This window comes from Marinobacter sp. CP1 (assembly GCF_001266795.1).
In the GTDB taxonomy this organism is placed as follows: Bacteria; Pseudomonadota; Gammaproteobacteria; order Pseudomonadales; family Oleiphilaceae; genus Marinobacter; species Marinobacter flavimaris.
Window position 1 is genome coordinate 2,852,120 of the sequence record NZ_CP011929.1, and the last position, 22,763, is coordinate 2,874,882.

Annotated in this window: 19 protein-coding genes; 13 read left to right on the forward strand and 6 right to left on the reverse strand. The window is 56.1% G+C overall.

The genetic code is table 11. From position 1 onward, the window contains the following. Nucleotides 1-165 precede the first annotated feature (165 nt). From ACP86_RS13220 to ACP86_RS13235, 4 genes are all read left to right on the forward strand, one after another. On the forward strand, nucleotides 166-1,536 hold the full coding sequence (locus ACP86_RS13220; protein WP_053114306.1) for an MFS transporter: 1,371 nt from the start codon (nucleotides 166-168) through the stop codon (nucleotides 1,534-1,536). A gap of 57 nt (nucleotides 1,537-1,593) precedes the next feature. Continuing rightward, nucleotides 1,594-2,118, forward strand: coding sequence for a single-stranded DNA-binding protein (gene ssb, locus ACP86_RS13225; RefSeq protein WP_008174919.1), 525 nt, complete (start codon nucleotides 1,594-1,596; stop codon nucleotides 2,116-2,118). A gap of 815 nt (nucleotides 2,119-2,933) precedes the next feature. Beyond that, nucleotides 2,934-4,619: a reverse transcriptase domain-containing protein gene (locus ACP86_RS13230; protein WP_200905067.1), complete on the forward strand. Its 1,686-nt coding sequence runs from the start codon at nucleotides 2,934-2,936 to the stop codon at nucleotides 4,617-4,619. A gap of 57 nt (nucleotides 4,620-4,676) precedes the next feature. Next, the gene (locus ACP86_RS13235) at nucleotides 4,677-5,105 is read left to right on the forward strand and encodes a DUF6701 domain-containing protein (RefSeq protein WP_139216055.1); all 429 of its coding nucleotides are present in this window, start codon (nucleotides 4,677-4,679) and stop codon (nucleotides 5,103-5,105) included. Nucleotides 5,106-5,166: 61 nt separating this feature from the next. On the opposite strand, the gene ntrC is transcribed toward ACP86_RS13235, so the two are convergent. The 4 genes from ntrC to glnA form a co-directional block, all read right to left on the reverse strand. After that, a complete protein-coding gene (gene ntrC, locus ACP86_RS13240) occupies nucleotides 5,167-6,594 on the reverse strand; it encodes a nitrogen regulation protein NR(I) (protein ID WP_014575986.1) in 1,428 nt (475 codons plus the stop codon). Further along, nucleotides 6,591-7,685, reverse strand: a complete 1,095-nt coding sequence (gene glnL / locus ACP86_RS13245; protein WP_053114311.1) for a nitrogen regulation protein NR(II) — start codon at nucleotides 7,683-7,685, stop codon at nucleotides 6,591-6,593. Before glnL ends, ntrC begins: the two co-directional genes overlap by 4 nt. A gap of 252 nt (nucleotides 7,686-7,937) precedes the next feature. Continuing rightward, complete coding sequence (locus ACP86_RS13250; protein WP_053114314.1) at nucleotides 7,938-8,462, reverse strand: DUF4124 domain-containing protein; 525 nt, start codon at nucleotides 8,460-8,462, stop codon at nucleotides 7,938-7,940. A gap of 173 nt (nucleotides 8,463-8,635) precedes the next feature. Further along, nucleotides 8,636-10,039, reverse strand: a complete 1,404-nt coding sequence (gene glnA / locus ACP86_RS13255; RefSeq protein ID WP_053114316.1) for a glutamate--ammonia ligase — start codon at nucleotides 10,037-10,039, stop codon at nucleotides 8,636-8,638. A gap of 560 nt (nucleotides 10,040-10,599) precedes the next feature. On the opposite strand from glnA, the gene typA reads away from it, so the two are divergent. From typA to ACP86_RS13280, 6 genes are all read left to right on the forward strand, one after another. Further along, nucleotides 10,600-12,411 (forward strand): translational GTPase TypA, encoded by a 1,812-nt coding sequence (gene typA / locus ACP86_RS13260; protein WP_053114317.1) that lies wholly within the window; start codon nucleotides 10,600-10,602, stop codon nucleotides 12,409-12,411. Nucleotides 12,412-12,523: 112 nt separating this feature from the next. Next, nucleotides 12,524-13,486 carry a prolyl aminopeptidase gene (gene pip / locus ACP86_RS13265; protein WP_053114320.1) on the forward strand — a complete coding sequence of 321 codons (963 nt, stop codon included), beginning with the start codon at nucleotides 12,524-12,526 and terminating at the stop codon, nucleotides 13,484-13,486. 92 nt (nucleotides 13,487-13,578) lie between these two features. Then, a complete protein-coding gene (gene dtd, locus ACP86_RS13270) occupies nucleotides 13,579-14,025 on the forward strand; it encodes a D-aminoacyl-tRNA deacylase (protein ID WP_053114323.1) in 447 nt (148 codons plus the stop codon). Between the two features lie 498 nt (nucleotides 14,026-14,523). After that, a complete protein-coding gene (locus ACP86_RS23495; RefSeq protein WP_008170889.1) occupies nucleotides 14,524-14,646 on the forward strand; it encodes a hypothetical protein in 123 nt (40 codons plus the stop codon). A 25-nt stretch (nucleotides 14,647-14,671) separates the two neighbouring features. Next, nucleotides 14,672-14,941, forward strand: a complete 270-nt coding sequence (locus tag ACP86_RS23265; protein ID WP_008170887.1) for a hypothetical protein — start codon at nucleotides 14,672-14,674, stop codon at nucleotides 14,939-14,941. Between the two features lie 93 nt (nucleotides 14,942-15,034). Beyond that, nucleotides 15,035-15,898, forward strand: a complete 864-nt coding sequence (locus ACP86_RS13280) for a CYTH domain-containing protein (RefSeq protein ID WP_053114324.1) — start codon at nucleotides 15,035-15,037, stop codon at nucleotides 15,896-15,898. On the opposite strand, the gene ACP86_RS13285 is transcribed toward ACP86_RS13280, so the two are convergent. Beyond that, nucleotides 15,892-17,043 (reverse strand): potassium channel family protein, encoded by a 1,152-nt coding sequence (locus ACP86_RS13285; RefSeq protein ID WP_008170884.1) that lies wholly within the window; start codon nucleotides 17,041-17,043, stop codon nucleotides 15,892-15,894. The two genes, ACP86_RS13280 and ACP86_RS13285, sit on opposite strands and share 7 nt — an antisense overlap. Before the next feature lie 80 nt (nucleotides 17,044-17,123). Here ACP86_RS13285 and glnE point away from each other — a divergent pair, with 80 nt between their 5' ends. The 3 genes from glnE to ACP86_RS13300 all read left to right on the forward strand — a co-directional run bounded on the left by glnE (nucleotide 17,124) and on the right by ACP86_RS13300 (nucleotide 21,529). Continuing rightward, nucleotides 17,124-20,030 (forward strand): bifunctional [glutamate--ammonia ligase]-adenylyl-L-tyrosine phosphorylase/[glutamate--ammonia-ligase] adenylyltransferase, encoded by a 2,907-nt coding sequence (gene glnE, locus ACP86_RS13290; protein WP_053114325.1) that lies wholly within the window; start codon nucleotides 17,124-17,126, stop codon nucleotides 20,028-20,030. 77 nt (nucleotides 20,031-20,107) lie between these two features. Continuing rightward, entirely contained in the window at nucleotides 20,108-21,034 is a 927-nt protein-coding gene (locus ACP86_RS13295; protein WP_008170880.1) for a branched-chain amino acid transaminase, read from the forward strand. A gap of 87 nt (nucleotides 21,035-21,121) precedes the next feature. Further along, nucleotides 21,122-21,529: a DUF6165 family protein gene (locus ACP86_RS13300; RefSeq protein WP_008170872.1), complete on the forward strand. Its 408-nt coding sequence runs from the start codon at nucleotides 21,122-21,124 to the stop codon at nucleotides 21,527-21,529. Between the two features lie 23 nt (nucleotides 21,530-21,552). Here ACP86_RS13300 and ACP86_RS13305 read toward each other — a convergent pair whose 3' ends face one another. After that, nucleotides 21,553-22,611 (reverse strand): glycosyltransferase family 9 protein, encoded by a 1,059-nt coding sequence (locus ACP86_RS13305; protein WP_053114326.1) that lies wholly within the window; start codon nucleotides 22,609-22,611, stop codon nucleotides 21,553-21,555. Between the last annotated feature and the right edge of the window lie 152 nt (nucleotides 22,612-22,763).

The window sequence follows — 22,763 nt, forward strand, 5'->3', positions numbered from 1 at the left end:
CGAAAATTATACCGCGTTGGGCCCGCTGCGGCGAAAATGATACCGGGGCCAGCATCACGCGGGTTGTCCCCCCGTCAGCGCCCCTTCTGTTACAATGCGCCGCCTGCGATGGGTATCTGCCCTCAATCTGACCGCTTTCAACCCCGGCTGAGGTACGTAATTGCCATGAATGCGCTGGAAAAACGCTCCGTATTCGCCCTGGCGTCTGTTTACGCCATGCGCATGCTCGGACTGTTCATGGTGCTGCCGGTATTCATGTTGCTGGGCGAAGATCTCAAGGATGCAACGCCCGCACTGCTGGGTCTCGCTATAGGCGCCTATGGACTCAGTCAGGCCCTGTTGCAGATTCCCTTCGGCATGCTGTCTGATCGGGTTGGCCGAAAGCGCATGATCTATATCGGGCTGGTACTTTTTGCCGCAGGCAGTTTGCTGGCCGGAGCCACGGACTCCATATACGTTGTAATTGCCGGTCGGATTCTTCAAGGCGCCGGTGCGATCGCCAGTGTGCTGATGGCGCTGCTCAGTGACCTGACTCGCGAGGAAGAGCGGACCAAGGCCATGGCAACGGTGGGGATCACCATCGGCCTGTCGTTTTCGGTATCGCTGGTTCTTGGGCCCCTTCTCGGAGCCTGGTGGGGACTGTCCGGGATCTTCTACGCCACGGCAGCACTGGCCGTGGTGGCGCTGGTGATCGTCAACCGCGTGGTTCCGACGCCCCATCAGCACAAGACCAGCCCCGACACGCATCCTGCCCGGGAGATGCTGGGGCGCGTGCTTTCAGACGGTCGTCTTCTCCGGTTGGATTTCGGTATCTTCGCACTGCATCTGGTGCTGACCGCCCTGTTTCTGGTGTTTCCCTCCATGCTTCAGGAGCGGTTTGGCCTTGCCAGCAGTTCACACTGGTGGTTTTACCTGAGCGTGATGGTCACGTCTTTCTTCGCCATGGTGCCGTTCATCATCATTGGCGAGAAAAAGCGCAGGATGAAACCGGTGCTTTGCGGGGCGATTGCCTTGCTGACATTGGCCACTGCCGGGTTTACCGGTGTTTCCAGCAGCCTGGTTGCGGCCTGGGCTGTGCTGTTTTTCTTCTTCATGGCCTTCAACCTGCTCGAGGCCAGCCTGCCGTCATTGATCAGCAAGGAGGCGCCGGCTGCAAGCAAAGGCACGGCGATGGGGGTTTACTCCACCTCCCAGTTCATGGGTGCGTTTCTGGGGGGCGCATTCGGCGGCTACCTCCTGGAGGTAGCCGGGCTGCAGGGCGTGCTCTGGTTCATGGTGGTAGTGCTGGGCCTCTGGCTGCTGATAGCGCTCACCATGCCCGCGCCCGGTCACACCACAAGTTTCGTGGTACAGTTGCAGCAGGTAATGAACGACCAGTACGACGACATCGATGACAATCTCCGCCGCCTTCCGGGCGTTCAGGATGTGGTGATTGTGGAAGACGCTGCCACCGCCTATCTTAAGGTGGATCGTCAGCAATTTGATGAAGCGTTACTTGCGGACTTTTCCTTTGTCCGGCAGGCTAACCATTCTTGAAATCCGGAGGCTCGCACGGAACGCGGGCGTCCCTGAAAACAGAGTCAGGAGCAGAACATGGCACGAGGCGTAAACAAGGTAATCCTAATCGGTAATCTGGGGCAGGACCCGGATACCCGCTACACCCCCAACGGCAATGCCGTAGTAAACCTGAACCTTGCAACAGACGAAAGCTACAAGGATCGTCAGACCGGTCAGCTGGTGCCGAAAACCGAATGGCACCGGGTTGTCATGTTCGGCAAGATCGCCGAAGTTGCGGGACAGTACCTGCGAAAGGGCTCAAAGGTTTATATTGAGGGCAAGCTTCAGACCCGCAAATGGCAGAACAAGGAAGGGCAGGATGTCTATACCACCGAGGTTGTGGTGGATATCAATGGCCAGATGCAGATGCTGGACAGCCGTGGCGGCGAAGGCGGAATGAGCCAGGGTGCGCCGGCAGGACGGCCTCAGCAGTCCGGCTACAACGCGCCGGCTGGACAGCAGAACAATCCGCCACCGCAATCCGGTGGCTACAGCAACCAGCCTTCGCAGGGCAGCATGCCCGAACCGGTTGACGACTTTGATGATGACATCCCGTTCTGAGTGCGCCGTTTTGCTAGGTAAATCAGGCACTTACGGCATTCGTGCTACAAGTATAGGCTGTTGGTAGGCCTATTGCAAACCTGACTTATCCTCGCCCAGTAATGGGCTTGAACCTCGAAAGAGGGAGGGGAGTGCAGCATGTCAGGAAAAGGCGGGTGGCGGTGAAAGAGTCTAACTTGCGCCCGTCATTGCAAGTCCCATACGGTTAAGCCTGATTGGTTGAACCATAGTCCTTTGTGGGTTTCGGGATATCAGTGACCTATGACTCTTGAGAGGTCACTTCACGTGTAGTCGGGGAGATGATTAGAACACCCGGCTAACCAACCACGTGACACGCGCTCGGTGAGAGTGTTAAGGGGACGTAAGTGGAACCTAAGTGGGACGCACCTTGACTACCTAGAAATGCGGGATTGCCTAAACAGGTCTCAACTATGGGCCTGCACGGCAACGGAGACTTCGTAGTACCCAATGTTGACCTGTAACGGGTCTAGCAGTCAGTAACCAACCTGACCTGAAAGCTGGATATAAGTTTCTAGCAATAGTAATGAAAGTCCAACCGTAAGGGGGAAGGGAGTCAGACAAGAACATGCCAATAGAGCGAGGTTCGATAGTCAGTGCTATCTCAAAGAACACTCAATGCGCTAGGTGGTATAGGCAAAGCGAGTAAAAGTGGAGCCAAGGTAAGGAAGCTGCACAAGATCATGTGTAGCAACAGGGACTTGTGGACTCAAGCGTATGCGAACATTTACGCCAATAAAGGGGCTTTGACCCGAGGGGTAAATGGAAACACGCTGGATGGATTCGGGGAAGACCGGGTGACTCATCTGATCTACTTGATCCAGACCGGAGTTTACAAACCAAGTCCTTGCCGCAGAGTGGAGATACCGAAAGACCCGAGGAACCCAAAAGGCAAAACCAGACCTCTGGGGGTGCCAAATGGTGATGACAAACTCATCCAAGAAGTAATGCGGATGTTGTTGGAGGAGATCTATGAACCGGTCTTCTCAGATTGGAGCTTTGGCTTTCGGCCAAACCGATCATGTCATACCGCCCTCAATGAGATAAGGGATAGCTGGAAGGGAACCAAATGGGTCTGTGACGTAGACATCAAAGGGTACTTCGACAATATCGACCATGATCGCTTGCTGCATTTTATGAGCAAACGTGTTGATGACCGAAAGTTTCTGAACCTGGTTCGGAGATTTCTGAAGGCCGGATACATGGAAGACTGGCGATACTACGGCACGCACAGCGGGACACCTCAAGGAGGGATTATCTCTCCAATTCTGGCCAACATTTACCTGCACGAACTCGATGAGTTCATGGTGAGTAAGGTCAAGGAGTTCAGCATGGGCAGCCGGAGAAGACCCAACCCTGAATACCGAAAACTTCTGTGCAATCGGAGTAATCGGATAAAATGGCTCAAAGAGCGAAGCGACATAACTGAAGAAAAGGCTGCTATATGGCGGCGTGAGATTCAGGAATGGGGGGAAAGACTCGGCAACATGAGCAGTGTGCTGATGGACGACCCCGGCTTCAAGCGTCTGAGGTATGTCAGATATGCGGACGACTTTTTGATTGGTGTCATTGGCACTAAGCAGGAAGCGAAAGCAATCATGGCAGACGTCACCCGCTTCGTGGAAACGGAGTTGAGGCTGGAAATCTCGCAAGAGAAATCTGGCATCGTGGACCCAAAACAAGGATTTACCTTTCTAGGCTATTCCGTCGTCTGTCGGCGCGAAAGCAAGAGGGTAAAGTGCGTGGTCAGTCATAAGGCTGATGGAAGCAAGGTGCATGGAACTAAACGTACCATTACCGAGCACGTACATCTTGGGGTTCCTCGGGAAAAAGCGCAGAAGTTCGTGGAGCTTAAGGGCTACGGTCTCTATGACTCAGGAAAGGCGTTGGCCAAGAAGGCGCTCCTATTCCATAGCGACACCGAGATTGTTGGTCAGTACAACGCAGAGCTGAGAGGCTTTGCGAACTACTACAACCTCGCGCCGCAATTCTACCTGAATAAGGTAGAGTGGATATGGCAGAACAGTCTCTTCAAAACGCTTGCTGCAAAGCACAAGACGAGCAGGGCCAAAATCGCCAGTCAACTCAAAAGAGGGGACGGCTCCTTTGTTCTCAAGGAGTGGCGAGGGGATAAAGTCTTCGAAACAACGGTGTTTAAGCTGAAAAACCGGGCTGCACCTAGGCCAGGTCAGGTGGATATCCTCCCCAACCCCTATAAATACTCGGGGCGAACGGAGCTGCTTGACCGGTTGAATGCTAGTGTCTGTGAATACTGCACCCAACCCTCGGGTCGTCTGGAAGTGCACCATGTGCGCAAACTGAAGGACATCTCGAAGGGTACGGAGCCATGGAAAAGGCTCATGATGGCAAGACGCAGAAAGACCCTGGTCCTATGCTTTGACTGCCACCGTGATCTGCACAAGGGGACACTACCCGACCTACGCGCTTTCCGGAAAAAGCTTGTTGGAGAGCCGTATGCATAGAAATGTGCACGTACGGTTCGGTGGGGGGGCAACGGCTAACCTCTTTGTGAGGCGCACGTGCCCTACCCAACCGCTTCAATTCGTTATGGTCGAATGGTTTTAGAGAACGCTTATGGCCCTGAAACCCTCGATCTGGCGATGCCGTTTGAAGTCCAGATCTGGAACGGGACTGATTTTGAGCTGCACAGTGATGAAATTTGCTGGGCTTACAATACCGCTGATGCGGTGATAACGGACATACCTCCGAACACCTCCGTGGATGCCAATTCAGGGACAATCAATAGCGGTCGGCCTGCCGCTGGAGCGCCGATCCGTCTCACTGCGCCGGGAGAAGGTAACACCGGTAATGTTCAGGTTGAATATCCCGTGCCTCTATATTGGCAGTCTGACTTCGACGGCGACGGTGTTGAGGAAAATCCGCAAGCAACCGCGACATTCGGCGTCTATCGGGGCCACGACAGAGTGATCTACTGGCAGGAACGATAAAAAAGGGCAGGACCTGAGTCCTGCCCCAAAACATCAACGAACCCCGGCGGTTCGCCAATCGTCAGTCGTCTTCGTGTTCCGGATGGTCCATCCCCAGTTCGTTGATCTTCCGGGTCAGCGTATTCCGTCCCCAGCCCAGAAGTATTGACGCATCACGGCGTCTGCCGCCGGTGTGCTTCAGGGCGGTCTCGATCATGATTTTCTCGAACTCGGGCACGGCCGTATCGAGAATGCCTTTCTTGCCCCGCTTGAGTTCCTGTTCGGCCCAGTTTTTCAGGCCTTCCTGCCAGGTTGTCCCGGTGGTCGGTGTTTCTGCCTGGTGCAGCAATTCCGGGGGCAAGTCATCAATGTGGATCTCGCGACCGCTGGCCATGACGGTCAGCCAGCGGCAGGTGTTCTCCAGCTGGCGGACGTTGCCCGGCCAGGGCAGGGTGGTCAGGTATTCTTCCGCTTCTTCACGCAGGATCTTCGGCTCTACGGCCAGCTCTTTTGCGGCCCGTTTCAGGAAGTGCTGCATCAGGCGGGGGATGTCTTCCCGCCGCTCGGCCAGCTTTGGCAGATGCACGCGAATAACGTTCAGGCGGTGGAAGAGGTCTTCACGGAAGGTGCCCGCCTGGACCAGCTTTTCCAGATCCTGGTGCGTTGCCGCGATGATGCGCACATCCACCTTTATCGGGGTGGTGCCACCTACGCGGTAGAACTCGCCATCGGCCAGAACCCGCAATAGTCGGGTCTGGGTGTCCGCGGGCATGTCGCCGATTTCATCGAGGAAAAGGGTGCCGCCGTTGGCCTGTTCAAAACGACCCTGTCGGGCGGCGCCGGCACCGGTAAAGGCGCCTTTTTCGTGGCCAAACAGTTCGGATTCAATCAGGTCCTTTGGAATAGCGGCCATGTTCAGGGCAATGAACGGGTGGTTGGCCCTGGGGCTGTGGTTATGCAGTGCCTGAGCCACCAGCTCCTTGCCTGTGCCGCTCTCGCCGTTGATCAGCACGGTAATATTGGAGTGGGACAGCCTGCCAATGGCGCGGAAAACTTCCTGCATGGCCGGTGCTTCACCAATAATTTCGGCGTTTCGCTGGGCCATCTCGGCCTGAGGCTCACCACTGGCCCGCTTCTCGTGGCTATGGGCCACAGCGCGTTTGACCAGCGCCACGGCGTCATCCACATCGAAGGGCTTGGGAAGGTATTCAAACGCGCCGGTCTGGTAGCTGGTCACCGCGCTCTCGAGGTCCGAGTGGGCGGTCATTATGATCACGGGCACGTCCGGGTGAACGTCCACAATCTGGGAAAGCAGGGTGATGCCGTCAACGCCGGGCATGCGGATATCGCTGACGATGGCATCCGGCTGTTCGTGCTCCAGCCGCATCATGATGCTTTCACCACTGTCAAAAACTCGGGGCTGCATACCGGCCTGGTTAAGGGCGCGCTCCAGCACCCAGCGAATACTGCGGTCGTCGTCTATGATCCAGACGTTCGCCGGTTGGCTCATGGGGTGTCCTCCAGAGGCAGGAAGATGATGAAGTCGGTTCGGCCTGGTTCGCTTTCGCATTCAACCAGTCCGCGGTGTTGACCGATGATGCTCTGGGTGATGGAAAGCCCCAGACCGGTGCCACTGGCACGGCCACTGATCATCGGATAGAAAATGTTCTGCACCAGCTCCGGCGGAATTCCGGGTCCGTTGTCGATCACGTCGACCCGACACACCAGTTTGTGGCGGCGGTTGCCAATGGTGAACTGACGCAGGGTGCGGGTGCGGAAGGTAATAGTCGGCGGTTCCTCGGAACTATGCCCCGCCTGGTTTTCGAAGGCCGCTTCCATTGCGTTCCGGGCGATGTTTAGAAACGCCTGGATCAGTTGTTCCTTGTCACCCTTGAACTCCGGAATGCTGGGGTCGTAATCCCGTTTGAAATTCAGTCGCCCTTTGCTCTCAGCCTCGAGCAGTGTGCCAACTCTTTCCAGTATTTCATGGATGTTGGTCGGCGCCAGCTTCAGTGCCTTGTTGGGGCCCAGCATCCGGTCAACAAGGCTTCTGAGGCGGTCTGCCTCGTCAATGATGACCCGAGTGTATTCCCGCTGGTCTTCACTGCTGAGTTCACGATCAAGCAGCTGGGCCGCGCCACGGATGCCGCCCAGCGGATTCTTGATCTCGTGGGCCATGCCCCGCACCAGGATACGGGTGGTCTCCTGCTGGGAGATGATGTCTTCCTCACGGCTGATCCGCATCAGCCTGTCCCTGGGCTGGATTTCGATCAGCAGTTCCGTCGGCTCCAGGCTGATAGGCGTTACGGAATAATCCACAGTGAGTCGGGAGCCGCTGGCGAGCAGAAACTCGGCTTCGCGGCGAGTGTAGGATTGCCCGTTACGGACGGCGGCAAACAGGGTTTTCAGGGCGTCTTCGGACTCGACCAGAATGTCCTGGAAGGGCTGGCCCTGGCTTCGGGTCATGCTGGTTTCGAACAGGCTTTCGGCGGCCGGATTAAGATACTGAATGCTCAGATTATCCTCGAGCACCAGGACGGCCGTAGTCAGGCTGTCGAGAATGCTCTTGTATCCGTTTTGCTGGGCCGAAGGCAATGCCATGCGTGAATCCCGTTGGTTCGACAAAGTGTGACCTCCGGAGTTTTGCAAAAAGCGAACCACTTTAGCCAGGTTCACAAATGAATGAGCAAAGTGCGGGCAAAAGGGGACATTGGCGCGGAAAAGTGCCGTAAGCTGGTGCAAATGGAAAGAAAGCCTCTGATCAGTCCGGAAAATGCGCCCCGTTGCTGATCAGAGTATGGCTGCTTTTTGGTGCGATCGCACCAAAATGGTGCGGATATGTGGGCGGCTTGGCTAGTTCAGAGCGGAAGGACGGTGAACCGTGAAGGTAATCGGTGAGCCGGTTTTTACCTGAACCCCGTTTTCATCCACGATATGGACCCGGGCTTCATGGGTTCCACGAAACACGTTGTTGACGGTGATTGAGCCGGAGGTGCTTTGCCCGACAGGCTGCCCGTCCAGGGTCACTTCGTATTTGTGGCCGGGCTGGAGGCCGGGGGTGCTGCGCACCTCGAACTGGACATCGCCGCTGCCACTGTAGAACGCCTGGTTGTTATCCGGATAGGCGAAGGACAGACTTTCGTAGGCAGCGCCTTCTCGCTGAACTTCTTCACGAAGCTTTTCGGTTTCCTGCACAGCCTCTGGCTTGGGCAGGGTGATCGTCGTGACCGGCTTGACCTCTACCGCTTCAGCGCCTTCGCTGGGCTCGTCAGAATAGGTGACGTTGCCGTAGGCATCAACGTTGCGATAAACCTCGGCCGAGACCGGAATCGCCAGAAAAAACAGAAGGCCGGTAACCAATCCAGACTTTGGATTCATAAGCTCACCTGTTATTGGGTTTCCCCGATTATCGGTGGCGCCCGGGGTCTTTTCAACGTCTGCAGCCCCGGATGTTGGTTACATATCGTTAAGGGCTGCAGGCACTGTGCTTTTGCTCAAAAAAAGCCCCGCACGAGGGCGGGGCTTGTCTGCTTTCTCTCTAAAGAGAGATATTAGCAGGAGTAGTACAGATCGAACTCGACCGGGTGAGTGGTCATGTTCAGCTTCTCGACTTCACCGCGCTTCAGATCCACGTAGCCCGCGATCATGTCCTCGGTGAATACGCCGCCACGGGTCAGGAACTCGTGGTCCGCTTCCAGGCAGTCCAGGGCTTCAGACAGGGTTTCGGCAACCTTCGGAATGCTCAGCGCCTCTTCCTTCGGCAGGTCGTACAGATCCTTGTCCATGGCATCGCCAGGGTGGATCTTGTTCTGGATGCCGTCCAGGCCGGCCATCATCAGCGCCGCGAACGCCAGGTACGGGTTGGCCGCCGGGTCAGGGAAGCGAACTTCGATACGACGCGCCTTCGGGCTGTTCACGTACGGGATACGGATGGAGGCCGAACGGTTGCGGGCGGAGTAGGCCAGCATAACCGGTGCTTCGTAGCCCGGAACCAGGCGCTTGTAGCTGTTGGTTGCCGGGTTGGTGAAGGCGTTGATGGCCTTGGCGTGCTTGATAACACCACCAACATAGTACAGTGCCGCTTCGCTCAGGCCGGCATAGCTGTCGCCTGCGAACAGGTTCTTGCCGTCTTTGCTCAGGGACATGTGTACGTGCATGCCGGAACCGTTGTCACCAACCACCGGCTTGGGCATGAAGGTGGCGGTTTTGCCGTAGGCGTGGGCCACGTTGTGTACGCAGTACTTGAGAATCTGTACTTCGTCAGCCTTGCGGGTCAGGGTGTTGGCGCCAACGCCGATTTCACACTGGCCGGCAGTACCGACTTCGTGGTGGTGTACTTCAATTTCCAGGCCCATGGATTCCATGGCGGCACACATGGCGCCACGCAGGTCGTGCAGGCTGTCCACCGGCGGAACCGGGAAGTAGCCGCCTTTAACGCCCGGGCGGTGACCGATGTTGTTGCGGTCGAAATCTTCGCCGGATACCCAGGCGGCTTCCTCAGAGTGGATATGGTAAGAAGCGCCCTGCATGTCTACATTCCACTTCACGGAATCAAACACGAAGAACTCCGGCTCCGGGCCGAACAGCGCGCCATCGGCGATGCCGGTGGACTTCAGGTATTCCTCGGCACGGCGAGCAACGGAACGCGGGTCACGCTCATAACCCTGCATGGTAGAAGGCTCTACGATGTTGCAGGTGATGTTGACAGTGGTTTCTTCGGTGAAGGGATCAAGAACGGAGGTTTCGTCGTCCGGCATCAGGATCATGTCGGATTCGTTGATGCCTTTCCAGCCCGCGATTGAGGAGCCGTCAAACATCTTGCCGTCTGCGAAAAAGTCTTCATCCACTTCGGTGGCAGGCAGTGTAACGTGCTGCTCTTTACCGCGGCTGTCGGTGAAGCGCAGGTCAACCCATTTGACTTCGTGTTCTTTGATCAAATCAACTGTCTTGGACATTGTGCATGCTCCGTAAGTTATACCGCACAGGCGGCTGTATTCATGTTCGTGGTGCCGGATCGCCCGGATAAACGGGTTCCGATCTGTTTCTCAGGTTCGCGCAGCTTAGCAAATGCCGTTGCGTCTTACCTGCAAATTTCGGCTGATTTCGATAAAGCAAGGCGCTTGCCAATTTTTAGGGCATGCTCCAGAACAGCGCAACTGCAAGGGTTTGGGGCATGTTCACGAGAAATTAGTAGCTCTGGGCTGGTCGCTTGCACTTAATTGGTGCACCGCGTTGGTGCATTTATTGGCTATGCGCCCTAAATGAGTGCGAGTGCTTAGTGTAGAGAATAGGCGTTTTTCTTCATATTAACGACACAGACTTTTCGCTATAATGCGCGCCGCTTCATTTTTTACCCTGTCATTTCCAGATCCCGGATCGGAAAGCACCGTGCAGGGTGCCGGGCAGCCAGCTCCGGTGAATGAGTTCATTTTACGGATTTGAGACGGCATGTGCTGGGATTCCCCCTGCGAACGACCTTCTCAGGTCATTGAGTGCATGCCGCAGGAATATTTTTGTGATTGAAAAACTTCGTAATATCGCCATTATCGCCCACGTTGACCATGGTAAAACCACGCTTGTCGACAAGCTTCTTCGCCAGTCCGGTACGCTGGATCGGAAAGAACTCGAGAACGAGCGGGTCATGGATTCCAATGACCAGGAAAAAGAGCGGGGTATTACCATTCTGGCGAAAAACACCGCCCTGAAATGGAATGGCTACGACATTAATATTGTCGACACCCCGGGCCACGCTGATTTTGGTGGTGAGGTTGAGCGTGTCATGAGCATGGTGGACTGTGTGCTGCTGGTGGTCGACTCCATCGACGGCCCCATGCCTCAGACCCGTTTCGTTACCCAGAAAGCATTTGCTGCGGGGCTTCGCCCGATTGTGGTGGTAAACAAGATTGACCGCCCGGGTGCGCGCCCTGATTGGGTGGTGGATCAGGTGTTCGACCTGTTCGATAACCTCGGTGCCACCGATGAGCAGCTGGACTTCCCGATTGTGTTTGCCAGTGCGTTGAACGGCATTGCCGGAATGGATCACGAGAATCTGGATGACAACATGGATGCCGTGTTCCAGGCGATCGTTGATCACGTACCTGCTCCGAATGTTGATCCGGACGGCCCGTTCCAGATGCAGATCTCCCAGTTGGACTACAACAGCTTCCTGGGCGTAATCGGCATTGGCCGCATCATGCGCGGCAAGGTGAAGACCAATTCGCCGGTGACCGCCATCGGCGCCAACGGCAAGAAGCGTAACGGTCGTATTCTCAAGATCATGGGCCACTCCGGTCTTCAGCGTGTTGAAGTCGACGAAGCCCAGGCTGGCGATATTGTCTGTGTCAGCGGCATGGACGAGCTGTTCATCTCCGACACCCTCTGTGACCAGGCCAACGTTGAAGCGCTTCCGCCGCTGACGGTGGATCAGCCGACGGTATCCATGACGTTCCAGGTGAACGATTCGCCCTTCGCCGGAAAGGAAGGCAAATACGTTACCAGCCGGAATATCAAGGAACGTCTGGAAAAGGAGTTGCTGCACAACGTTGCGCTGCGCGTTGAAGAAGGCGATTCGGCTGACAAGTTCAAGGTGTCCGGTCGTGGGGAGCTGCACCTGTCAGTGTTGATCGAAAACATGCGCCGCGAGAATTTCGAGCTGGCCGTAGGGCGGCCTGAAGTTGTGATCCGCGAGATTGACGGTGTCAAGCAGGAGCCGTACGAGAGCGTCATCGTTGATATTGAGGAGCAGCACCAGGGGCCGATCATGGAGCAGATGGGCCTGCGCCGGGGCGATCTGACCAATATGGTGCCGGATGGAAAGGGGCGTATGCGCCTTGAGTACACCATTCCCGCCCGCGGCCTCATTGGTTTCCGGAACACCTTCCTGACCATGACCTCGGGTACCGGCATCCTGACCTCTACCTTCAGCCATTACGGTCCGATCAAGGTGGGCGATGTCACCAGCCGCCAGAACGGTGTCATCGTGTCTATGGCCACAGGTACCGCACTGACCTACTCGCTGGAAACCCTGCAGAGCCGGGGCAAGCTCTTCCTCGATCCGGGGCAGGAAATCTATGAGGGGCAGTTGTGTGGCATCCACAGCCGTGACAACGACCTGGTGGTTAACCCCACCAAGGGCAAAAAGCTGGATAACATGCGTGCCTCTGGCAAGGATGAAGTGATCGGGCTCGTGCCGCCCATCAAATTTACCCTTGAGCAGGCGCTTGAGTTTATTGATGACGACGAGCTGGTTGAGGTAACCCCGAAGTCCATCCGGCTGCGCAAGAAGCTTCTGACCGAAAACGAGCGCAAGCGCGCCAACAAGAAGTAATCGCCCGGCTCTTATCGAGCATGGGTAACAAGGGCTGGATGAATGTTTCATCTGGCCCTTTTTTTATGGGGTTAAGCTAAACTCCGGTTAAATCCTTCACGCGGAGCGTTTCATGCTCACCCTCTACCCGGAAATCAAGCCCAATGCCCAGCATCGCATAGCCGTTGATCCTCCCCATGAACTCTACGTTGAGGAAAGCGGGAACCCGGACGGGATACCTGTTCTGGTGGTCCACGGCGGCCCCGGTGGCGGCTGTGAAGACTACCATCGGCGCTTTTTCGACGCCGAGAGATTCCGGATCATTCTGATGGATCAGCGCGGTGCCGGGCGGTCCAGCCCCCTGGCAGAGCTCGAAGGCAACAGCACGGACAAGCTGGTTGAAGACATGGAAGTGGTGCGTTCGTTTCTCGGTATCGACAAGTGGCTTCTGTTTGGTGGCAGTTGGGGATCGACTCTCAGCCTGGTATACGCCCAGGCCCATCCGGAAAGGGTGTCGGGACTGGTTCTTCGTGGGATTTTTCTCTGTCGCCCGCGGGATATTCACTGGTTTTATCAGGAGGGGGCGAGCCGGGTGTTCCCGGATTACTGGTCTGACTTCGAGGCGCAGATTCCGGAAGCCGACCGGGCTGACATGGTTTCGGCCTACTATCGCAAGCTGACCAGTTCCAACGAGCTGGAGCAGATCCAGGCGGCCAAGGCCTGGTCGGTCTGGGAGGGCAGGTGTGCGACGCTGCACCCGAACCCGAGGGTCGTTGAGCACTTTGGCCATCCTCATGTGGCCATCGCCCTGGCCCGCATTGAATGCCACTATTTCATGAATTCGGCCTTTCTCGAGCCGGACCAGATCATTCGCGATGCAGGCCGCCTGGCGGACATTCCCGGAATAATCGTCCACGGCAGATACGATATGGTCTGCCCTCTGGAGAATGCGCTGGCACTCAGCAAGGCCTGGCCGGAAGCGGAATTCCAGATCATTCGCGACGCCGGCCACTCGGCTTCCGAGCCGGCGATTGTTGATGCCCTCATTCGCGGTGTTGAGTCCGTTGTCGCGAAAACTGAAAAAAGTGCTGGCTGAATCCCGTTTTCAGGGTTGCGGCCCGTAATGGCCACGGATACACTCTTGCCCGATCTTAATGTTCGCCTGTTCAAACGTCCTCAAGGCAGTGAATGAAAGGATTGATCCAGCGAGTGTCGCAAGCCAGTGTTACCGTGGACGGTGAGCAGATAGCCTCGATCGACACAGGCCTTTTGCTGTTGCTGGGTGTGGAAAAGGGAGATAGCGAGCACGAGGCAAGGGAGCTTTGCCGAAAAATTCTCACTTATCGTGTGTTTCCCGATGAGACTGGCCGGATGAATCGTAGCCTGCTGGATATCGGTGGTTCCCTTCTTGTTGTTTCCCAGTTTACTTTGGCGGCGGATACGTCCTCCGGAACCAGGCCGGGCTTCTCTCATGCAGCGGGGCCGGATGCCGCCAACACGCTGTATGAACGGTTTGTGGTAGAAGCACGTTCCGGTTTGGGGCCGGAAAAGGTGGGTGAGGGCAGATTTGGCGCAGATATGAAGGTCGGGTTGGTGAATGACGGGCCCGTCACGTTCATGCTCGAGACTCGATAACAGAGTGTATAAGTATTTGCGCTATTGTAGTGCGCGGGTGGTCATGCCGGCCTTTAATGGTGCGGAAATGTCCTCGGAGTCGTTGCGATCCAAGGGTTTTTTCAGTCTAAGTTTTGTTGATAAGGGGTTTGTTAAAATCTGGCCTCGGATTTGATATGCAACTGTAACGCAGCTCACGAGCACAAAATTGCATAAATGATTGCGTTTCTGGTGCCAAAAGAGCTAAAAACGCACTGCAGTTAATTTGCAAAATGAGAATGATTGTATTAAAGCATTTTCATCATCCAGAACTTTAAGAAAGTTCGATAAGTGATTGAGCTGTATAGATCTGGAATCTGCAAGATTTATTCGAAAAAGAAGAAAAGTTACTCCTTTGTCATAAAACTGACATAGGGTGATGCAGAATCGGCCTCATCCAGCCTGACTGGTGAAGCCTTACAAAATCGGGATAAGAACCCGTCGCTAAAACCTGAGTTAACTCAAAAAGGAAGGCGCAACATGAAAAAAACGCTCCTCGCATCTGCTATCGCAGTCGCAACGTTCTCTGGCTCCGCGCTGGCCCAGGAAACCATGTCTGCTTCCGAGCTGGCAGCCAAAATGGATTCCATGCCGACCGTGTAAGGTAACATCCAGTACGTTCTGTACCATGACAGCGTCAAAGGCGGAAGCTCTGAAGTTGAGCACGCTGACAACGGTTCCACCATCGGTGTTTAGCACGACCACGAATTCGCCCCTGGCTGACGACGCCAACGACACTGAAACTTCTACCGTAACCTTCCAGGCTCTGCACAACCTGTCTGACCACATGTATGTGTACTTCGAAGGCTACCTCGGTGGCGGTGACGACGGTGTATACGGCGTTGCTGACGAAAGCGAGCGTTCTATCGCTTCCGTTGGTGGTGTTTACTACTTCTGATCAGCCAATCGGCTAATCCTGTAGTATGAAAACCGGCGACCTCAGGGTCGCCGGTTTTTTGCGTTTATGAATCCCGAAAAATAAGGCATTGGCATGGCAACCGAACTGGAAATCAAGCTCAGTGTTTCTGAGGCCGCACAGGCACAGGCTTTAAAGTGGCTTTCCTCACTTCCTGAAGTCCGAGCTGGAAAAACCAAATCCCTGATCAATCACTATTTCGACACGCCCAATGCCGATCTGAATCGAGCCAAAGCTGCGCTGAGGGTTCGCAAAGCAGGTGATGACTATATCCAGACCCTGAAAACCCGGGGCGAATTCGTTGATGGCGCCCACCGACGCGAGGAGTGGGAGTGGCCTGTATCCAGTCCTGAACTGGCTTTGTCGTTACTGGAAGACACACCGCTGAATGCCGGGTTGGACCTCAGCCGGCTCCAGATTGTGTTTGCAACCAACTTTCAGCGCCAGGTGCTCTGGCTGGAAGAAGGGCAGACTTCCATTGAGATAGCAGTCGATTCCGGCACTGTGGCCGGCAATGATGCCAGGTGGCCGCTCCACGAGGTGGAGTTTGAGCTCAAGAGTGGGGACGACAGCAAGCTGGTGGCTTGGGCGCTCGAGCTGGCCAGGGAAGTGCCGGTTTTCCTGAATCTGGTCAGTAAGGCCGAGCAGGGCTATTTTCTGGCGGGCCTGTATCACCCGGAGCCGGCGCGTAAAAGCGAGGCGCTTTCCATTACCGAATTCCTTCAGGCCTTGAGTGTCTGTTGGTTGCTGGATCAGCCGTTTCCTGCACAGGAATACGACCTGTCGCGCGTCGCAAATGCGGCTGGCGCCGCAGGGTGCGGTGAACTCTGGGAGTGTGTGATGTCTGATCTGGCCACGGGCGCTGCAATTCGTGATCTCGCTGAAGGCTCCACGACGTTGGGTGTCCTCCAGTTACAGCTTGCCACTGCCGGTCAGTAATCGCCGGTTTCCTGATCCGCGGAATGGGCGCGCCACTGCTTCAGGAATGCCCGGTACCGCTCCAGTGCTTCCTGCACCACAGAGACCTCCGGTGTTTCAGAAGATTTAACCAGTACTATCAGCCCCTTGCCTTCGATTTCTTCGTTGGTTGGCGGATGACAGATAACCTCGTCATCTTCATCAATGTAGGCGAGAGCGGTGCCAATGCCGTGGCGTACCAGAGCGCTTACGATGTCGGCCCAATTCAGGTCGTCCAGCTGCAAGTCATAACGATGAGGGTGGTCATGCTCGTAGTTGAACATATCTTCCAGCACTTTCTCGGAACCGGGTGCAACCACAGAACGAACCATAATCTCCGGGTATGTTCTCACTGGGCGGAGCACAATGCGCACTCCGAGGGATTTGAAGCGCCCACGGTTCTGGTCGTTTACACACTCGACAATGGTGCGATGGCCCAGATTGATTTCTGTGAGGCGGTGGGCAATATCGAACGTCAGGCTGTCTGAAAATGGGTCCGCTTCGTCTGCGGCCAGCACAATGATATGCCTCGCGCTGCCTGCATGGACGGCCTTCAGCGCCTCTGGATCAAAGCCTGCTCCGTGGTGATGCACCACCCCGATGTCCGAGAGCTCGGTGGGTAGCCCCATTGGAAACTTCCGGGTCAGAATCATGATTGGAATGGTTTCGTACCCTGGAATCTCCCGAATCTGGGAAGCAAATCTCATAAAATACTGGTCGCCGCCGTGCTGGGGCGTGTTAATGATGATGATGTGGTTATTCATTTTGTAGATCCACCTTCCCGACAAAATACGTTCCCGGCGGTAGAACCGGTATTCGATATAGTCGCTGACGATCAGTGTCAGCAGCGTAATTGAGGAGATAAACATCAGCACAATGGTGCTGAACCGCCCGATCATCGTCTGGGGTGCGTAATCGCCATAGCCGACCGTTACCAGCGTGGTCATGGTCAGCCAGGCGGCTTCGAATAGTTCCAGGTCCTCGACCGCCCAGATGATCAGGACCTGCACCAATAGCAGTGTTCCCAGGATCGCAAAGAGGCGCTTCATCCGGCTCCGAATCATCCCGCCCATGGGCAGGTGAGTTTGCTGATGCTCCGGATTCAGTGGGCGGCGGTTTCGTTGCATCCGTGTCTGCGGCCTGTTCAGTTGCGGGTAAGTTCGTTATACAGTACCCGAAATATAACAGAGAGACAGGGGTTTGCATTATGTCCGAGCCATGGCACAGCCTTCCGAAACCGCTGGCGGATGATGTCGCCGGGTGCTGGGAATCAGTGTTCCCGGAAGGGGTTCCGGCCTGGTTGACCTCACCGGAGGGTATGGATGACACCTTAGTGGCTACGGCGATCTCCCGCAGTTTGTTCCTTCGCCAGACTCTGGAACGCCATGCCGATCAGGTAGAGGCATTGATGGCCTCTCGTTCGTTGTCTGAGCCAACCACTCCGGATTATCTGGAAAGTCGATGGCAAGAGTATCTCTCTGAAGTTGATGGTGAGCCTGGCCTGCACTCGGCCCTCAGACAATTCCGCATGGAGACCCAGTTCCGGATTATATGGCGGGATCTGATGCGATGGGCAGACCTGGCTGAGACCATGTCGGCGACGAGTGTATTTGCCGATATCTGTATTGATGGAGCGCTCAGCTGGCTATACCAGGACGCCTGCGAGCAATACGGTACGCCTCGAGGGGCTGACCCGGTAACCGGCCAGGAAACCGACCAGAAAATGGTGGTTCTGGGTATGGGTAAGCTGGGTGGTCGGGAGCTGAACGTCTCCTCGGACATTGATCTTATCTTTGCCTTTCCGAGCAAGGGGGAAACCGTTGGCGGGCGGCGCTCACTGGATAATCAGCAGTTCTTCGTTCGCCTTGGCCAGCGGCTGATCCAGGCTCTGGACCAGATTACGGCAGATGGTTTTGTGTTCCGGGTGGACATGCGTCTCCGGCCTTATGGCCAGAGTGGCGCGCTGGCGCTGAGTTTTGCTGCTCTGGAAACCTACTATCAGGACCAGGGGCGGGATTGGGAGCGGTACGCCATGGTCAAGGCCCGGGTGGTGGCGGGCGATCAAAGGGCGGGTCAGGTGCTCATGGAGACGCTGCGCCCCTTCGTGTACCGCAAGTACATCGATTTCAGCGCGTTCGAGTCCCTGCGTAGCATGAAGGCCATGATTGGCCGGGAGGTGCGCAGAAAGGGGCTCGAAAACAATATCAAGCTGGGTAGCGGCGGTATCCGAGAGATCGAGTTTGTGGTTCAGGCATTCCAGCTCATTCGCGGTGGCCGGGACAGGGAGCTTCAGCAGCGGGAGCTGCTGGTCATCCTGAAAGAGCTGGAAGAGCTCGAGCTGTTGCCGTCGCCGGTGGTTGGTGAGCTTCGCGACGCCTATGTGTTTCTCAGAAACCTGGAGCATGCGCTCCAGGGTATGGAAGACAAGCAAACCCAGTTGCTGCCGGAAGATGAGCTGTCCCGGGCACGGGTCGCCACAATTATGGATTTCGAGAACTGGCAGGCGTGCGAACAGTGCCTCAGAGAACACCGGGAGCGGGTCGCCACGCATTTTTCCAACATTATTACCACGGAAGATGACGAAGATGAGGGGCAGGGGGCCCTCGAAGAAGGGTGGTTCGAGCTCTGGCTTTCCGAAATGGAAGAGGCGGCCGCCGCCGACTGGCTCAAATCACGGGGCTATGAAGACCCCGGTGCTACGTTGGCGGAGCTGGCTGAACTTCGTGAAAACAGGACTGTTCAGAATCTACAGACCCAGGGGCGCCGGCGACTCAATCAGTTCATGCCCATGCTGCTTGAGGCGCTCACCCAGGTTGATAACCCGTCCGAGACCCTGTCCAGGGTGTTGCAGCTGGTGGAAGCCATACTGCGTCGCACGGCCTACATGGTGTTGCTGCTGGAAAATCCGGGCGCCTGTACCCAACTGGTGCGGTTGTGCAGTGAGAGCCCCTGGATTGCCAGGCAGCTGGCGGAAACACCGCTCCTGCTGGATGAGCTGTTGAACGCCGAGAGCCTGTACAGCCCACCCGCGAAAGCAGAATTGCAGGATGATTTGCGCCAGCAGATGCTTCGGATTCCGTTTGAGGATCTGGAAGAGCAGATGGAGTCACTGCGGCATTTCAAGAAAGCCCATATCCTGCGGGTTGCGGCGTCCGAACTGAAAGGCACATTACCGTTGATGAAGGTCAGTGACTACCTCACCTGGATCGCCGAGGTTGTTCTGGATCATGTGGTGGACGTAGCCTTCGCCAACCTGGTCAGCCGCCACGGCTATCCGCGCCGGGAAGATGGCTCCGCCTGTGAAACCGATTTTGCCATCATTGGCTATGGCAAGCTGGGCGGGATCGAACTGGGCTATACCTCCGATCTTGACCTGGTGTTTGTGCACAAAGCTGATCCGGAGCTGGCCACCGACGGTGAAAAGCCCATCGACAATGCGGTTTTTTACACGCGGCTTGGGCAAAGGATCGTCCACATCCTCAACACCCAGACGCCCTCGGGGCAGCTTTATGAGGTTGATATGCGCTTGAGGCCGTCCGGTAACTCCGGGCTGCTGGTCAGTACTCTGCAGGCCTTCGAAAAATATCAGCGCGAGGACGCCTGGACCTGGGAGCATCAGGCGCTTGCCCGGGCCCGGGGTGTTGCCGGATGCACGGAGACCCTTGAAGCTTTTGAATCCATACGCCACGAGATCCTTTGTCAGCCCCGTGACCGTGAGAAACTCCGGAACGAGGTGGTCGAAATGAGGGAGAAGATGCGGGCCAGTCTGGCCACGCCGGAAAGCCGGCAGGACGAGGTGTTTCATATCAAGCATGATACCGGCGGCATCGTTGATATCGAGTTTATCGTCCAGTACCTGATGCTGGCGTGGTCCGCTGAGCACCCGGAGCTGACCCAGTGGTCCGATAACATTCGCCAGATGGAGGAGCTGGGGCGCGCCGGGGTGATGGCGGTCGAAGATGCCGAAAAACTCAGGGAAACCTTCATCGCCCTGCGTTCCACGATTCACCGGCGGGCGCTTCAGAACCTCAATAGTCAGGTGGAGGGTGATGCCTTCTCACAAGAGCGTGACTACATCCGCGCCATGTGGAAAAAAGTGATGATTGAGGCCTGAGGCAAATTCAATTCCGGCAGATTTTCCTGCTAGAATGCCGGTTCCCCCGAAAAACGCTTTTTTAGGAGCAATGAAGAATGTCGATGGCTGATCGCGATGGCGTTATCTGGATGGATGGTGAAATGGTTCCCTGGCGGGATGCCAAGACCCACGTCCTGACTCACACCCTGCATTACGGCCTGGGCTGTTTTGAAGGTGTGCGGGCCTACAACACCGCGAATGGCCCGGCCATTTTCCGCCTGAAAGAGCACACGGATCGTCTTTTCCGTTCCGCCCACATCCTGAACATGAAAATGCCGTTCAGTAAGGACGAGATCAACGAAGCCCAGCGTGCGGCGGTCCGGGAAAACAATCTTGACGAAGCCTACCTGCGCCCAATGGCGTTTCTCGGTTCCGAGGGTATGGGGCTCAGGGCTGATAACCTGAAGGTGCACGTAATGGTTGCGGCCTGGAGCTGGCCTTCCTACATGTCACCGGAAGCGAAGGAAATGGGGATCAAGGTGCGCACGTCCTCCTACACGCGTCACCACGTCAATATCACCATGTGCAAGGCCAAGGCGAACGGCAACTACATTAACTCGATGCTGGCCCTGAACGAGGCCATTTCCGGTGGTGCCGAGGAAGCCCTGCTGCTGGACAACGAAGGTTACGTTGCCGAAGGCTCCGGAGAAAACATTTTCATCATGCGTGATGGTGTGCTGCATACGCCTGAACTCACCTCCTGCCTGGAGGGTATTACCCGTGCCACGATCATGGATTTTGCGCGCGAGCTCAACATTCCGATCAAGGAGCGCCGGATTACCCGCGATGAGGTCTACATCGCCGATGAAGCCTTCTTCACAGGCACAGCGGCCGAGGTGCTGCCGATCCGCGAACTGGATGGCCGTGTGATCGGTGCCGGCAAGCGTGGCCCGGTGACCGAGAAGCTTCAGGCTATGTACTTTGATGCAGTCAAGGGCAAGCTGGCTGAGCACAGCGGTTGGCTGACGCACGTTAAAGGCTGATTCCAGAATAATTACAGGCCGCCGTTTGCTGTTTCAGCCCGGCGGCTTTGTTGTTTAACACACCCTGTTTACTGGCGGGACGAGCAAATGGCAGACGTTATCAAGGTACCGGTATCTTTTGGCGAGGTGCTGGACAAAATCACCATTCTCGAAATCAAGTCCGAGCGCATCAAGGATGAAACGAAGGTCAAGAATGTCCGGCTTGAGCTTGATGAGCTGAGCGCTACCTGGGACGAGGCGGTAAAGGACAAGGCTGCTGAAATCGCCGATCTCCGCAAGCAGCTGAAAGCGGTCAACGAAGAGCTGTGGGTGATTGAAGACGATATTCGGGATCAGGAAGCCGCCCAGGACTTTGGCGCGAGATTTATTGAGCTGGCACGCGCTGTATACGTCACCAATGACAAGCGCGCTGCGATCAAAAAAGAGGTCAACCTGGCCCTGGGGTCTCGTTTCGTGGAAGAGAAGTCCTACCAGGACTACACCGCACGGAAGTGAAATTTTGGGTCAGATGAACGCTTTCATCTGACCCAGCTTTCAGCTTTGGCCACCGGGTTAACTTCAACCCACCGATCCAGCATATTCGTGGCATCTGCAACCGTGATCAGGTCCATCGCCCCCTCGAACTCTGCTTTCGCCCCCCACCGGGCCTGTTCCACCGTTTTGCCGGTAAACTTCTCCAGTGCTTCAGGATACCGGTTCACACACCAGTCCAGAGAATTATAGGGCCCGGAGCGGTAAGGATTGCTTGCGGCAAACAACCCAAGGACATCGGTGCCCACCGCACTGGCGATATGTGCCGGCCCAGTATCGGGCGCTACCACGAGGTCGGCATGGGTCATTAACGCTGTCAGTTGCTTCAGGGTGTCCTTGCCGCAGATGTTGTGCGCTTTTTCCTTCATTGCGGCTTCGATGGCGGCGCAGTACTCGGCCTCGAACGGGGCGGGGCTGCCCACCAGAATCACCTTCATACCGTGCTTCTGAATCGCGTGATCAGCCAGCTGTGCGTAACGCTCAGCGGGCCAGTTACGCAGTGTGTGGCTGGCACACGGACTTATTACAAGGTTCTTGCGGTCATTAGCCAGTTGCTCGCGCGCAAACGCATGGTCTGAATTGTTCAACGGAATCTGCCAGCGCGGCGGCGCGGCCTTGAGGTCCAAAGGTTCGAGGAAGCTGGCAAGGCAGTCTCGCACGTGCTGTTTCGGTGCCGGTTTGATCCGGTGGTTGATAAACAGGCTGTGAAGATCCTTGCTGCGGGCCTTGTCATAGCCAATCCTGACTCTGGCCGGAATGCAGGCAGCGGCGAGGTTGGCTCGGAAAGCCACCTGCATGTGAAGCAGCGCGTCAAACTTGCGATCCGTCATTTGTCTGCGAAGCTCAGCGTAGCCTTTGCGACCAGTCTTTTTGTCGAAAATAATGAACTCAACGCCGGGCAGATCGCCAACCAGCTTGGCTTCGATCTTGCCGATAACCCAGGTAATCTTCACGCCGGGAAGCTGCTCCTGGAGGCTCAGTACGACAGGTATTACGTGAGTCACGTCGCCGATGGCGGACAGGCGAAGAATGCAGATGGAGTTCATCAGATATTGATCCGGTTCAGGTTGTGGCCTGGTGCTGTGGAGCTTTGTCGGCAATCATTGGTAAACTGGCCGCCATTCTAACTTACTCGCGCGTTTCCGTCCCGGCGTGAGTGGGTAGTACGTGCCTTCTTTCAATTTCGGTGACCGGGGAC

What these genes read in the sequence shown, in the direction of transcription:
- ACP86_RS13295 (WP_008170880.1), top strand. Translation starts at nt 20,108, where the DNA reads ATGTCGATGGCTGATCGCGATGGCGTTATCTGGATGGATGGTGAAATG.
- ACP86_RS13305 (WP_053114326.1), bottom strand. Translation starts at nt 22,611, where the DNA reads ATGAACTCCATCTGCATTCTTCGCCTGTCCGCCATCGGCGACGTGACT.
- ACP86_RS23265 (WP_008170887.1), top strand. Translation starts at nt 14,672, where the DNA reads ATGACAGCGTCAAAGGCGGAAGCTCTGAAGTTGAGCACGCTGACAACG.
- ntrC (WP_014575986.1), bottom strand. Translation starts at nt 6,594, where the DNA reads ATGAGCCAACCGGCGAACGTCTGGATCATAGACGACGACCGCAGTATT.
- ACP86_RS13220 (WP_053114306.1), top strand. Translation starts at nt 166, where the DNA reads ATGAATGCGCTGGAAAAACGCTCCGTATTCGCCCTGGCGTCTGTTTAC.
- ACP86_RS13250 (WP_053114314.1), bottom strand. Translation starts at nt 8,462, where the DNA reads ATGAATCCAAAGTCTGGATTGGTTACCGGCCTTCTGTTTTTTCTGGCG.
- glnA (WP_053114316.1), bottom strand. Translation starts at nt 10,039, where the DNA reads ATGTCCAAGACAGTTGATTTGATCAAAGAACACGAAGTCAAATGGGTT.
- ACP86_RS13285 (WP_008170884.1), bottom strand. Translation starts at nt 17,043, where the DNA reads ATGCAACGAAACCGCCGCCCACTGAATCCGGAGCATCAGCAAACTCAC.
- ACP86_RS13300 (WP_008170872.1), top strand. Translation starts at nt 21,122, where the DNA reads ATGGCAGACGTTATCAAGGTACCGGTATCTTTTGGCGAGGTGCTGGAC.
- ssb (WP_008174919.1), top strand. Translation starts at nt 1,594, where the DNA reads ATGGCACGAGGCGTAAACAAGGTAATCCTAATCGGTAATCTGGGGCAG.
- glnL (WP_053114311.1), bottom strand. Translation starts at nt 7,685, where the DNA reads ATGGCATTGCCTTCGGCCCAGCAAAACGGATACAAGAGCATTCTCGAC.
- ACP86_RS13280 (WP_053114324.1), top strand. Translation starts at nt 15,035, where the DNA reads ATGGCAACCGAACTGGAAATCAAGCTCAGTGTTTCTGAGGCCGCACAG.
- ACP86_RS23495 (WP_008170889.1), top strand. Translation starts at nt 14,524, where the DNA reads ATGAAAAAAACGCTCCTCGCATCTGCTATCGCAGTCGCAACGTTCTCT.
- pip (WP_053114320.1), top strand. Translation starts at nt 12,524, where the DNA reads ATGCTCACCCTCTACCCGGAAATCAAGCCCAATGCCCAGCATCGCATA.
- dtd (WP_053114323.1), top strand. Translation starts at nt 13,579, where the DNA reads ATGAAAGGATTGATCCAGCGAGTGTCGCAAGCCAGTGTTACCGTGGAC.
- glnE (WP_053114325.1), top strand. Translation starts at nt 17,124, where the DNA reads ATGTCCGAGCCATGGCACAGCCTTCCGAAACCGCTGGCGGATGATGTC.